This window comes from Rhizobium sp. Pop5, assembly GCF_024721175.1.
In the GTDB taxonomy this organism is placed as follows: Bacteria; Pseudomonadota; Alphaproteobacteria; order Rhizobiales; family Rhizobiaceae; genus Rhizobium.
This window is the reverse complement of the sequence record NZ_CP099398.1, coordinates 1-12,545: the sequence shown is the minus strand read 5'-3', so window position 1 is coordinate 12,545 and position 12,545 is coordinate 1. Positions and strand designations below refer to the sequence as shown.

Genomic DNA, 12,545 nt, shown 5'->3' with positions numbered 1-12,545 from the left:
AGTGATTGCCAGAAGCCCGCAAATCAGCGAAAACGGGGCAAAGCACGGCCGCCGGCGCCATTCCGGCAGCCGGATTTCGCCGCTTCAGGAGGCCCATGGACATCATCGCCCCGAAATCAGCGCCCGACGCCATCGCCCGCCGGGCCGAAACCCTCGACACCATCGCCGCCGTGCTGCCGATCGACCGGCGCGACAAGCTCGCCGAGATTCTGTCCGACCAGGACGTCGAGACGCTGCGGCACCTGGTCAACGAAGGCATGGGCGACAACACGCTTCGGGCGCTCGCCTCCGACCTCGGCTACCTCGAGGCCTGGGCGATGGCCGCGACCGGTAGCCCCCTCCCATGGCCGGCGCCCGAGGCGCTGCTGTTGAAATTCGTCGCCCATCATCTGTGGGATCCGGCCCGGCGCGAGACCGATCCCGAGCACGGCATGCCGGCCGCAGTCGGCCAGGCGTTGCGCGACGGCGGCTTTCTTCGATCGACCGGGCCGCACGCGCCGGCGACCGTCGGACGACGGCTGGCCAACTGGTCGACGCTGACCAAATGGCGCGGTCTCGACGGCGCCTTCGCCTCCCCTGCCCTCAAATCCGCGATCCGGCTGGCGATCCGAGCCGCGCCAAGACAACGTCTTCGCAAGAGCGCCAAGGCGGTGACATCAGATGTTTTGGCCAAACTGCTGGCGACCTGCGGCGGCAACAATCTGCGCGATCTGCGCGACCGCGCCATCCTGATGGTCGCCTTTGCCTCCGGCGGCCGCCGGCGCAGCGAAGTGGCCGGCCTGCGCAAGGAGCAGCTGACGGTCGAGCCGCCGGTCTCTGGCGACGATGGAAGCCCCCTGCCCTCGCTGTCGATCCATCTCGGCTGTACCAAGAACTCCGGCGCCGGCCAGGACGAGATCGTCTATCTGACCGGCCGGCCGGTGGAGGCGCTGAATGCCTGGCTGGCGGCCGCGAGGATCAACAAGGGCAGCGTGTTTCGGGCAATCGATCGCTGGGGCCATGTTTCGCGCCGGGCGCTCGATCCGAAGGCGGTCAATGATATCGTCAAGCGGCGGGTGAAAATGGCCGGGCTCGAGCCCGGGGAGTTTTCGGTGCACGGGTTGAGGTCCGGCTATCTGACTGAGGCCGCCAATCGCGGCATTCCCCTGCCCGAAGCCATGGAGCAGTCACGTCATCGTTCGGTTCAGCAGGCATCAAGCTATTACAATAGTGCAACCCGTCGAAGCGGCCGGGCCTCTCGGATGCTATAATTAGATGCCGCTAAACGTCCACCACCGTTCTGGCCGGCATCCGCAACACCCATGTAGCCCCTCTTCGCCAAAAAGAAGCCGTGCTCCCCGAGCACATGATCGCCATACTCGAAACGCTCGATAGGGGAACTCCGCGCGGCATGCGGGATCGGGCGATACTGCTGATCGGCTTTGCCGGCGGCCTGCGCCGCTCCGAGATCGTCGGGCTGGATTGCGGCCGCGACCAGACCGAAGGCGGCTGCGGCTGGGTCGAGACGCTTGCCAAGGGCCTGCTCGTCACCCTGCTCGGCTGAGGTCGACTTGCGGTATGTCCAAAAACAGCTCGGTCATACCAGCGCGGAAATGACCCGCAAGTATCACCTGCGCCGTGACCGTTTCCGGATCAAACTCACCAAGGCATCGGGCCTTTAATGGCAACAATCAGAGCTGTGCCAAGGGGCAGCGGCCGCTGATCTGCCTTTTGGCGATCGCAGCAAGTTGACCCCTACCCAACTGCGACGTCGTTGCCTTTCGGCAGCGTATCTTCAAACCGTTCGTGCTGCGGGCCTTCCAAGATGACCGCCTCGATATTGTCGCAAGACATGACTTGAAGACGCAAAGGGATGTTGTTGCCGGCCCGATCTGGTTCATGAGCCAGCCGACACAGTGGGCTTCCTCCCCTGGCGCATGCTCATGGCAAGCCATCACCTGGCCGGTGCCTTTCAGCGATTCCGGCTCGGCGATGGTGCGGACAAGAGCCTGATGCAGTTCTTGACTATAGCCATTCGGAATATCATGAGGGTTCGTGGACACCTTCCAAGGGCACTTGGCACACTGCTTAACTCGCCTCAGTTTCCAGCTCATCCGAAATTCCTATCGTTATCGTTAGCCGGTTTTTACAACCGTGAGCGCGTTCTTCCAACACCCTTCCACCAACTCGAATGATTTCGAACATCGCTCTCCCCTCCCCTGCTCCGTGTGAAGCCATTAGGTCAAAGTTCGGCGCCAGTTTTTCAGCTTAGCGCTTCAACTGAAAACGGGAAGTAAAAGCCACCTCGGCAGCGATTGATTTCAGCGCGCAAATCAGTGGTCGGCCGTCCTGGATGACCGGACTCCCCGAGACAGAATTCGGCCGCCCCAGTTGGCCCGCATGATCCCGACCCCTTCTTGCCGCATGATGCGCCGGCGTCCTCCTGCGGCCCCCTGCTCTCGCGACATCTCCAAAACCGTTGTTTTCCGGCCTTTCCGCCACAGGAGCCCGCTGGCGCGGGTTTGTCAGTGCGGACGCTCCGTTGCTTATCTCGGGTGGCGATTTGAGTCTGGTGGGCCGCTATTTGACACTTAAAACACGCTTGCAACTGTTCGATTTCAAACGCATGCCTTATCTGTACAAACTACTTCGAGACAGGGCCGTTACAAGCGCGATGGCAAAGCCACAAACATTTGACAACCAACAATCTCCCAAGCGGCTGATCGGTTATGCCCGGGTGTCGACGGATGAACAGGTCCACGATGCCCAGTTGGACGAGCTGCGTGCAGCCGGCTGCGATCGGATCCATCAGGAGCATGGTTCCGGAGCATCGCGGGCTCGACCGGTGCTGACGCGATTACTCGCTGAACTTAGCGCCGGCGACGTCCTCATTGTCGTGCGCCTCGATCGACTGGCCCGATCCGTCAGTCATCTCTTGTCGGTGATCGAGGACCTCGAGGCCCGCGGCGTGCATTTCCGGTCGATCCGCGATCCAATCGATACGTCGACCCCGCAGGGCATGTTTTCCCTTCAGGTCCTCGGCGCCGTCGCGCAGCTCGAGCGGGCGCTAATCGCTGAGCGTACCAAAGCCGGCATTAAGGCGGCGAAGGCACGCGGCAAGCTTCCTGGAAATCCCGGTCTGCGAGAACGACGGCCGGAGGCGATCAAGGCAATCTCGCAGGCACGGGAGAAGCTCTATCTCGATGAACTCATTGCATCGGCGCAGACGTGGCTGCCGATGGTGCGTCAACTCCGGCCGCAGCACAGTTGGGACAATGTCGTGCGGGTTCTCAATCGCCGTGGCCACGACTGGACCGTCGAACGCCTTCGTCGCGCTGTTCATCGCATGGTACGCGAAAAGCTCGCGGAGAAGGAACTCCTTGCTCGATCCCCTCGCCGGGCTCCCGAAGACTATCTGATGAAGCTGGTGGCGGCAATTGCCATTGCCGATCCCAACCTGTCGCTGCGCGACATTGCCGCGCAACTGGACCAGATGGGAGAACGGCCTGTGCGCAGCGGCAAGAACTGGCAACCGTCCTCGGTGCGGGTCCTGCTGGACGAAGCCCACCGATTTGGCCTCATTCGCCGTTGAGGGCATGGTTCATCCGACGCCCGATGGCAGAGAGTCTTTTCTTGTCGCTATTCGACTGCATAGCCGTCAGGTCCGGCCTTTGGGGATCTGTAGCGCCAGGACCGCTAGTCGCTATCGCTCCGCGGTTTCAGCTCAGCGCCTACATCCTCGCCGCGGAGCCGGCTTCCTCCGCCTGCTCGCCCCCTCCCCCGGAACGTGCTGAAGGCTTCAGCCGCGGTGATTATGATCCGCAGAGGCGCGCGGGCCATGACCCTCGGCGGCGCGGGTAAAAGCAGAGGACAGCCGCTCCCCTCGCTACCAAAAAGCCGTCTCGGCTGCACGACGAATTCGGGCGCGAGCCGGAACTCAGTCAGACAGTATTTGTTTCTTTTACAATCCGTCCGCGTTTCGGCGTTCTTTCAAGGATGCTCGACAATTTGATTGAGCCATTTGTCCGCGCCGCCAGCTATATTTCCTACAAGAATGATTACGGCCGAAGATCTGCAAACATTCGTTTTACGACCAGCAAATTTCGACTGTCCTCGAAGCCTGGGAGGTCTTCGTCCTGAAGCATCCTGCGGAGACCGCCGTTAAGATTACAAAGCAATGTCTCCTTTCAGTCGTGACAAACACCGCGATTGTTCGTTCGAACACGAAGCCGCTCAATCGGCTCCGTGCATCAACTGACCTTACTACACCAGCCGCATAGAAGGGCTGTCGGCCATTCTACCCGGGCAACCATGACCAATGCCCTTAGAACGTCATGTACGATCAAAAATGACCGCCAAGACCCCGCGACCCATGGCGGCGACAGGACGGTACCTATCTCTACACAACCGATCTTGTGAGAGGTGGCGCGAGGAGCGGGTCATGCGCCGTCCATAGTAGCGCCCGAAAATGTCGTTTCTTTTCAGAGTGTTGTAGCTGTGGTCAGCTGACCACCGGAAAAGCAGCTGTTGGCAGTGCGTCCCACCCCAAAAGACTTGCTGGCCCACGACAGCAGAGTCTGGCGAAAAACCTCGATCAGTGGACCCGCTGACCTAGCACTCAATCCTCTCCGGCAGCGACTAGATGTGGAGCCTCAACAGGTTGTCCTGGGTAAGAGCGAGCCTAGTGATTGGTGGTTTTGAGTTTAGACTTCCGTGAGGCCTGTGCCAATTGTAGCGATGAAGCCATCGTGGCAGTTCGGCGGCGGGCATGTCCGAGTTGGGATAGGCGACGGCGTAGGCCCACTCTCTGAGGGCGGTCTGGATGAAGCGTTCGGCCTTTCCGTTGGTTTTAGGCGTATATGGTCTGGTGCGAACGTGCTTGAGGCCGTTGTCGCGACAAGCTTGGCCGAATGGCTTTGATGTGTAGCAGGGACCATTGTCGGTCATGACGCGCTCGACCGCGATCCCGAGGCTGGCATAATAGGCCAATGCCGCCTTCAAGAAGGCCACGGCGCTTTCTTTCGTCTCGTCCGGCGATATCTGTGAGAAAGCGATGCGAGAGGCATCGTCGATGGCCACATGAACGCATTCCCAACCGGCGCCCCAACTCTTGCCTCTGCGCGAACTCTGGCGAGTGCGATCGCCGGTGATGCGGTGGCCGACCTCATGAAACCGGCCGAGCTTCTTGATGTCGATATGAATCATCTCGCCGGGAGCCTGGCGTTCATGACGACGCACAGGCTCGGCCGGCTCGATATCCTTGAGGCGGGAGAGGCCTGCGCGCTTGAGAACCCGGCTCACCGTCGCTGCAGATACACCGGTTTCGATCGCGATGTGCTTGCCAGTCAGGCGCTGGCGGCGAAGCGTGATGATGCGCTCCGCCAGCGCCTGACTGGTCTGCCGGGGCATGGCATGAGGTCGGGAGGAACGATCGAGCATCGCCTCTCGACCACCGGCCTTGAAACGCTCGACCCAACGGGCGACGATCTTGGCCGCGACGCCATAGGCCTGTGCTGCCTGAGCCTGGGTCAGATGCCCTTCGATAACAGCAAGCGCCATTTGTTCCCGGCGCAACGGCGTCAGTCGGGCATTCTTATGAATGTTCATTCGCGGCGATCCTTCCGACTCGAGGTGTGATAGCTCCAGTCTCCTAAATCCGCTTTGAATGGACAACCTCCCGAAAGCTCACAACTAGAGCCTGCGCGCTCCGAGTACGCCAAGTGGCGGAAACGCGAAGCTTTCATCTCGCGCAGCGTTGGAGCCGGTTGCGGCAATGGTATCTGCATCACGTGCCCGGGTCTGGTCCGAGCGATGAGTGCGGCCGGAAGTGGTTGTAATCGTCGGCCCAGCAATGGCGCTTCGGGCATAATCGCAGCCGAGGAACAGGCTTTGGTTGACCATCTCGTCCCGCATCCGGCCGTTGATGGGGAAGACGGCCCCGCTCCGAACCGGTTGGTCGTATGATGATGCGCCAACTCAAACAGGAGCCACTGATATGATCGCCAGCACGATAGGCCTTGATCTGGCCAAACATAACTTTCACGTCCATGCGGTGGATGCCGACGGTTCAGTGATCAAAACCGCGGCGCTCCGGCGAAGCGAGATGATCAAGTTCTTTCAGCGTGCAAGGCCATGCGTTGTTGGTGTCGAAGCTTGTGCCACGGCGCACTACTGGGCTCGGGAGCTGATGAAGCTCGGTCACGAGGTTAGGTTGATACCGCCTTCGTATGTGAAGCCGTTTGTACGGCGCGGCGCGAAGAATGACGCCGCGGACGCTGCAGCCATCTGTGAGGCTGTTCGGCGACCCGATATGCGCTTCGTTCCGGTAAAGTCTGAGGCTAACCAGAGCTTCCTGATGCTACATCGAGCTAGAGGTCTGCTGGTACGGCAACGGACCATGACGGTATGTGCGATCCGCGCTCATCTCGCCGAATTCGGAATCATCTTCGGCCAAGGTCGACAACGCATCGAGACCATAATGCCGATGATAGAGGAAGTTGCGGCCTCGTTGCCAGAACATGCTCGGTATGCGTTGACCAGCTTGATCGGATCTGTTGGCGAGTTGAACAAGCAGATCGACGGGATTGAGACGAAGCTAGCGGAAATCGGTCGTTCAGATCCGGTCTCAAATCTGCTTTCGTCGATCCCAGGGGTCGGCCCAATCACGTCTACGGCCATCGCCGCCACCATTCCGGACGCTAGGATGTTCCGCTCCGGTCGAGAGTTTGCAGCTTGGCTGGGCCTGACGCCGCGTCAAAACTCCAGTGGCGGCACCACTCGATTGGGAGGGATTACGAAACAAGGAGATGCCTACCTGCGTCATCTGCTCGTAATCGGCGCCAGGAATATAGTTCGGTATCCGAAAGCTCGAGCGAAGGTCGGGGGAGCTTGGATCGAAGCTTTACTACAACGACGACGTCCTATGATCGTGGCCGTCGCCGTGGCTAACAAACTTGCTCGGATCATCTGGGCGATGATGACAAGTGGAGAGATGTTCAGGGAGGCACGCGTCAAGACAGCATAGACAGGAAACCTCAGCGAACCGGCGTAAGGTGCAGAAGCAACAGATGGTCATCCAGCGGAGCTGGGGATCGAGCAAACCCGGAGAGCTTTAGGCGCCGCATTCAAGCGCGACCCGTTGATGAGGCCTCGATCCGCGTACTCCATCAGGGCCAGCGACCATGGTCTCGGTCGCAGACAAAGGCCGAATACATGAACGCACCCGAATGATGACCTAAACTTGCAGAAAGCCTCTTGCGCCCGCGGGGCCGTCTATACATGAAGCTCTCGACATTAGCGTTTTGCATCGGCTTCCCGGCGTGATGCCGTGCGACTCGACACTATGATCCTTCGACCTGGCAAGGATGGCATTCGAGGTGAATTCCGTGCCGTTGTCGGAGACGATCATCCCCGGTTTGCCGCGCCGTTCGATGAGGACCGACAGTTCGCGAGCGACGCGACGACGCAAGATCGAGGTGCACGGGATCGCCGCCAGGCATTCGCGGGTCACGTCTTCGACGAAGTTGAGCACGCGAAACCGCCTTCCGCAAGCGAACTGGTCGTGAACGAGATTCAGCGAGCTTCGGGCATTGGCCTTCGCTTCGACCAGGATCGGGCCACGCGTGCCGACAGTGCCGCCCCGGCTTTTCTGCTTGCGAACGGAAAGTCCTTCTTCGCGATAGAGCCCGTAGATGCGGTCGACCCCAACGGCGCTCCCCCCCGCCGAAGCCGCCGGTCGCCGGTCGCCGGTCGCCGGTCGCCGGTCGCCGGTCGCCGGTCGCCGGTCGCCGGTCGCCGGTCGCCGAAACGCCATCGCTCATTGGCGAGGTCGCGCAATAGGGCGACTTCTTTATGATGTGGGCGCGCCTGCCCGACCAACGCTTCGATCTTTTGTCGCGCGTCATGCATGACCATGCACTCATCGGCGGCTCTAAACTGCGTGATGTCGTAGAGACAGTTCGGTTCTGCGACACCCAAACGATCGAGCTGCGCGAGCGCGCCGACCGTCCGGCGCGGCAGGCAACGTTGTGCCTGCGCTTCGGCCAGGCGACGATCAGGCGACCGCAAAACCTGCGCGAAGAAGGGCTGCCCGACGGGGTTAGGCTCAGTTGGGTCGAGGTCGTCGAACCGGACGCACCCGACGGTGTCGAGCCCTTGCATTGGCTGCTCTTGACCACCCATGCGCTCTCCAGTGCGACTGACGCCTGGCAGATCGTCGCTTGGTACAAGCAGCGCTGGATGATCGAGCAGTTCTTCCGGGTGATGAAGACGCAGGGCTTCAAGATCGAAGACAGCCAATTGCAGTTAGCGCCGCGGCTGGAAAAGCTCGTCGCCATCGCCGCCAAGGCCGCGGCAATCGTCCTCCAACTCGTGCAGGACCGCAGTGGCGGCGATCCTCACCCGGCAAGCCTGGCAGTCAGTCCCCACGAGATCAACACGCTCGCCGCCCTCGAAAGCCGCTTCAAGGGCAAGACCAAGCTGCAATCCAATCCCCATCCCAAAGCTTCGCTCGCCTGGGCCGCTTGGATCATCGCCAAACTCGGCGGCTGGAACGGCTATGCCTCCTCCAAGCCGCCTGGACCCATCACCTTCTTCAACGGACTCAAATACTGTGCCGATGGCTGGGCCTTGCGAGATAGCGCCATCGCCCACTCGCGATTAGCCGGCACAGCCGGCCGCCTTGCGATTTGCCGCGCCGGTGCCAATGAATTGATGAAAGGCGGCTGCCATTTCGTGCGAAGACTTCGCTCCTGGTCTTGTTCGTGCGCGACCTTGGGCGCGTTCGTATTGAGATCACGGTCTACTGTTCCCCTAAGAGGCGTCATTTGGCTCGGGAGCCAGACGGTAACCGGCACAATGCCTGCGACAAGCCGCCTTTGAAAGTTGGTGTTTTCCAAGAGGTTAGCTTGGTGGTCAGCTGACCACAACCGAAATCCTCAACGGCAGGAATAACGATCAGCCGCACTTACCCAGCCCTCAAACCGCCTTGCCCGTTGGCCTTCAACAACGCCATTATCATCGGGCCAAGCGAGAATTCACCGCGCTCACTTCGGCGCGTTAGATCCCGCAGATAGCCTCCAGGAGAGTTGATGAAGTTAGCCCTTTCCAGGATGCACGCAATTGCCACCGCAGCATTCTCCGGTCCTAGCGCCTCGCAGGCATCCTGGTAGGCGGAAGGGCTTACCCCCAGCATAGATCGAACCACCACAGCGGCAGACATCAGATCTCGCCAGCTTCCCACGCCGCGCGGTGCATAGTCGCTGATCATCGGGCACGCCTTGAGCACCAATCCCAAGGGGAACGCCCTTTGCGATTCATTCTTCGGCTGATGGCTCAAGCTCGCCTTTGCCCCCTGCTCCTTTTCGGAGCGTGGTTCAGATTCATTTACGGATTCGGGTTTTGAATTCTGTATGTGCTGCTCGATATGAGCAGCATTGGTGCTAATTTTTTCAGCATTCTCGAGGTTTTCCAAACGATTAAGCACTTCCTCACGGAGCATCTCCATTTCATTGAGAACGCTAGTGACCCCTTCAAGGGTCGGAACGCGCGGAATTCTGCTCGCGAGCGCAATGTAGATGTCCTCGGTCGTCTTCCAATCGCCGTCGGCGCCCTCGACCATTGCAGCAGTAATAAGTTTGCGAACATCCCGCCGGCAAATTGTAAGGCTCTCTTTGGCTTTCCTGAGCGAGGCTCTCTCGGCCGCCACTCTTTGCGCCAACATCGCCAACTCTTCCGATCGCGCCAGGAGGGGCGACAGGTCGAAGCCAAAAGCATTCTCGATCTGGCCATCGTCGCCCTTGCGGGCGAAGCGCTTGCCATTGGCGCTATCCTTACGGACGATCAACCCCGACTCCACCAGAATGGCAATATGCCGCCGCAACGTTGCGCCCGCCATTGCATGCGCCCGAAGCGCCAGTTGGGCATTCGAGGGGAAGACAATCAATTGTGCATCCTGACGCAACTCATTGTCAGGATAAAAACTCAAAAGTGCGTCAAGAACAGCCAGACTGTTCGACTGGATCTTGAGCAGTTCCATCGCGGCGGAAGCGTCTCTCAACACTTTCCACTTATCGGCAGCTTTTCCATGCTTGATTTCCATTGCCGCCTGGCGCCGCACGAGCGCAAGCGTCATTGGCCGCCGCCCGAACGGCGTCGCTACATTCCCCGACTGCATTGTCTCTCACCTTTCAGCAGGCAAAGGAAATTCGCTCACCAAAACGGCGCCAAAGACTCTTGACGAGGATTCGAGGAAATGCGATTCTGTTCTTGCTACAGAGACAGAAGGGCTTCCACGACGGCGACGTTGAGGGAGCTCTTTTCTTTTGCGGGTTACACTCCCTGTTTCCGTTGATGCTTTGCGCGATGCTCCTGGTAAAGCGCCGGCAAATGCTCGAGTACGAAAGCCGCGAAATCCGGCGTGGCTTTCCTGTCAATGGTAATTTCTAGCTTGCTCTTGCTCTGCGTGACCTGCGCAAGCCTGTCGCCATCGGGGGTCGACAGGACGTCTGGCAACCCGCGCGCAGTCCGACGCGGTTTCAGATGGTCGATCACTGCCTTGAACCGTTCCGACGACGGCAGCGCCTGCACCTCCTCCGAGGCAGCATATTTCGCAGCGCCTGCCGGAGGCGATGCTTTCTCAACCAGCTCTGCCAATTGCTGCCAACTTGGGCGTCCAACGCCTGGAGCGGCGCCGATGGCATCGATCAATTCAGAGGGGAGGGCGTCAACAAGCAGGAGCATCTTCGACAAGTTGCTTTTATCGATTGACATAGCCGCGATGACGATTTCTCGTGGAAACTGCTTGTTTAGCTTGTGTGCGAAACGTGCCTTTTCGATGAAGGTGAGGTCTTCGCGCTCATTGTTTTCCTGACCCTGTGCGACAACCAACTGCTCGTCCGTCAAGTCTCGAACAACCGCCTTGACCGGCAGTCCTAGCTCCGAAACGGCGCGCAGCCGGCGGTGTCCAAAGGCAACTTGGTAGTGCGCGGGTTTAACGGGATGAGGTCTCACAAGGATTGGGACCTGCTGTCCTTGCTCGCGGATGGATGCAAGAAGTCCTTCGATATCACCTTGCATGCGATCCTGAACGAAGGACGGCTCGATTGACGACGCGTTCAGTTCAACCACGGCCTGACCTTCGGCGAGACGCCGCTCGATCTCCTCGGCACGACCAAGACGATCATTTTGCTCGCGCAACGCGTTACCGATGTTTGCAGTCAGCTTCGTCGCTGGATCTCGTTCTTTTCTGGTCACGCCGAGAAGCGGCATGGAGCGAGTCTTTGCCGCTCTGTGTTCAGCAGCTGATGAGCTGTCGGGCGCGTCCGTGGTGACGTCAAGGAGGTGCTTCCGACTCATGTGGTTCTACCCCATGCTTTTTTGATTAGAGTTTCGATCTCGTCGTTGACGGCGTTCATCGCCTCTAAGGCCCGATCATAGGTCGAGCGCGTGAACTGTCCGCGCTCAACCTCAAAGAGGGTTTGATTCGTCAGGCCAGCGTCCGAAACGGCGGTCGTCTTGAGCATCGGAAAATTGAGGACATTTTCGCCGAAGATCGAACGCAGATAGCCCACCATCTGGTTCTGCGGGCCATCGCTCGGTTCAAAACGAGTGACGAGGTAGCGCATCCAATTGAACTTGAACTGGGCGCCTGCGTTCTCGATTTCCCGAAGGAGATTCGAGGTCATCGCCAGAAACTGGTTCATCGACATTACATCCAACATCTGGGGATGGACGGTGACGAGGATCGAGGTTGCGGCGGTCAGAGCTGAAAGCGTGAGATAGCCAAGTTGGGGAGGGCAATCGATAACGACGACATCGTAGTTGTCCGCGATGTCTTCGATGACCTGACTGATCCGACCGTAAAAAAGCGTGTCACCTTCCTTCCGGTTCATAAGCGCGCGCGGGGTATCGTGCTCAAACTCCATCAGTTCAAGATTGCCAGGAATTAGATGAAGATCCGGGATGTACGTTCCTCGGACAACCTGCTCGATTGGGACCTGCTCGTCATCATACCGGATGGCGCCATAGAGTGTTTCGTTCGGACCAACGTCAGTTTCTGGCTGACTGCCGAAGAGTGCGGAAAGGCTTGCTTGGGGATCAAGATCAATCGCGAGAATCCGGTAGCCACGCATTGCCAGGTACTGTGCCAGATGCGCGGCTGTCGTCGTCTTGCCCGAGCCGCCTTTGAAATTCATCACCGAGACGACTTGAAGCTGCTCCCCCGTGCGACGATGGGGCAGGTAGCGCCGGTTCCCGCGGCCAATCAGGTCCAGGTGCTTACGGATTGAATGAATATCTTCGATCGTGAACGTGCGTCGACCGCCAGGGCTCATACTAACGTGCAGTTCAGGCATTTCCGAAGCAGTTTGTCTAAGATAAGACTCACCGATGCCAAGCAATTTTGAGGCTTCTGACGGTGCAAAGGATCGAATGCCCTTTTCGGACGTCGGCGGGAAGACCTTGAGATGATGTGCTTGAAGTTGGCTGGAGAGAGCGTCAGCATGACGCTCCATCAATGCGGTCAACCCTTCGACGACCGGCGCTGTTTTTGCTGCGGTTTTCGCCAT

General features: G+C 59.3%; 8 protein-coding genes and 3 pseudogenes. 5 read left to right on the top strand and 6 right to left on the bottom strand.

What is annotated here, in order from left to right; genetic code table 11:
* Positions 1-95: 95 nt before the first annotated feature.
* The 3 genes and pseudogenes from NE852_RS00055 to NE852_RS00045 all read left to right on the top strand — a co-directional run bounded on the left by NE852_RS00055 (position 96) and on the right by NE852_RS00045 (position 3,571).
* Positions 96-1,250 carry a site-specific integrase gene (locus tag NE852_RS00055; protein ID WP_097603693.1) on the top strand — a complete coding sequence of 385 codons (1,155 nt, stop codon included), beginning with the start codon at positions 96-98 and terminating at the stop codon, positions 1,248-1,250.
* A 23-nt stretch (positions 1,251-1,273) separates the two neighbouring features.
* Positions 1,274-1,661: pseudogene (locus tag NE852_RS00050) on the top strand (hypothetical protein); the annotation flags it as partial.
* A 992-nt stretch (positions 1,662-2,653) separates the two neighbouring features.
* Positions 2,654-3,571: a recombinase family protein gene (locus NE852_RS00045; RefSeq protein ID WP_008534020.1), complete on the top strand. Its 918-nt coding sequence runs from the start codon at positions 2,654-2,656 to the stop codon at positions 3,569-3,571.
* Between the two features lie 1,046 nt (positions 3,572-4,617).
* Here the strand turns inward: NE852_RS00045 and NE852_RS00040 are convergent.
* A complete protein-coding gene (locus NE852_RS00040) occupies positions 4,618-5,586 on the bottom strand; it encodes an IS481-like element ISRel2 family transposase (RefSeq protein ID WP_008534018.1) in 969 nt (322 codons plus the stop codon).
* Between the two features lie 84 nt (positions 5,587-5,670).
* Positions 5,671-5,904 (bottom strand): annotated as a pseudogene (locus tag NE852_RS00035) (integrase core domain-containing protein); the annotation flags it as partial.
* 70 nt (positions 5,905-5,974) lie between these two features.
* Here NE852_RS00035 and NE852_RS00030 point away from each other — a divergent pair.
* Positions 5,975-7,003 (top strand): IS110 family transposase, encoded by a 1,029-nt coding sequence (locus tag NE852_RS00030; RefSeq protein ID WP_037175911.1) that lies wholly within the window; start codon positions 5,975-5,977, stop codon positions 7,001-7,003.
* 256 nt (positions 7,004-7,259) lie between these two features.
* Here the strand turns inward: NE852_RS00030 and NE852_RS00025 are convergent.
* Positions 7,260-7,815: pseudogene (locus NE852_RS00025) on the bottom strand (DDE-type integrase/transposase/recombinase); the annotation flags it as partial.
* A gap of 15 nt (positions 7,816-7,830) precedes the next feature.
* Between NE852_RS00025 and NE852_RS00020 the strand changes: the two are divergent.
* Complete coding sequence (locus NE852_RS00020) at positions 7,831-8,859, top strand: IS4 family transposase (protein WP_008534011.1); 1,029 nt, start codon at positions 7,831-7,833, stop codon at positions 8,857-8,859.
* A gap of 85 nt (positions 8,860-8,944) precedes the next feature.
* On the opposite strand, the gene repC is transcribed toward NE852_RS00020, so the two are convergent.
* The 3 genes from repC to repA all read right to left on the bottom strand — a co-directional run bounded on the left by repC (position 8,945) and on the right by repA (position 12,545).
* Complete coding sequence (repC, locus tag NE852_RS00015) at positions 8,945-10,153, bottom strand: plasmid replication protein RepC (protein WP_008534009.1); 1,209 nt, start codon at positions 10,151-10,153, stop codon at positions 8,945-8,947.
* A gap of 155 nt (positions 10,154-10,308) precedes the next feature.
* A complete protein-coding gene (gene repB / locus NE852_RS00010) occupies positions 10,309-11,334 on the bottom strand; it encodes a plasmid partitioning protein RepB (protein ID WP_004672729.1) in 1,026 nt (341 codons plus the stop codon).
* Positions 11,331-12,545, bottom strand: coding sequence for a plasmid partitioning protein RepA (gene repA / locus NE852_RS00005; RefSeq protein ID WP_008534005.1), 1,215 nt, complete (start codon positions 12,543-12,545; stop codon positions 11,331-11,333). The genes repB and repA overlap by 4 nt, the downstream gene beginning before the upstream one ends.

What these genes read in the sequence shown, in the direction of transcription:
- NE852_RS00055 (WP_097603693.1), top strand. Translation starts at nt 96, where the DNA reads ATGGACATCATCGCCCCGAAATCAGCGCCCGACGCCATCGCCCGCCGG.
- NE852_RS00045 (WP_008534020.1), top strand. Translation starts at nt 2,654, where the DNA reads ATGGCAAAGCCACAAACATTTGACAACCAACAATCTCCCAAGCGGCTG.
- NE852_RS00040 (WP_008534018.1), bottom strand. Translation starts at nt 5,586, where the DNA reads ATGAACATTCATAAGAATGCCCGACTGACGCCGTTGCGCCGGGAACAA.
- NE852_RS00030 (WP_037175911.1), top strand. Translation starts at nt 5,975, where the DNA reads ATGATCGCCAGCACGATAGGCCTTGATCTGGCCAAACATAACTTTCAC.
- NE852_RS00020 (WP_008534011.1), top strand. Translation starts at nt 7,831, where the DNA reads ATGATGTGGGCGCGCCTGCCCGACCAACGCTTCGATCTTTTGTCGCGC.
- repC (WP_008534009.1), bottom strand. Translation starts at nt 10,153, where the DNA reads ATGCAGTCGGGGAATGTAGCGACGCCGTTCGGGCGGCGGCCAATGACG.
- repB (WP_004672729.1), bottom strand. Translation starts at nt 11,334, where the DNA reads ATGAGTCGGAAGCACCTCCTTGACGTCACCACGGACGCGCCCGACAGC.
- repA (WP_008534005.1), bottom strand. Translation starts at nt 12,545, where the DNA reads ATGGCGAAAACCGCAGCAAAAACAGCGCCGGTCGTCGAAGGGTTGACC.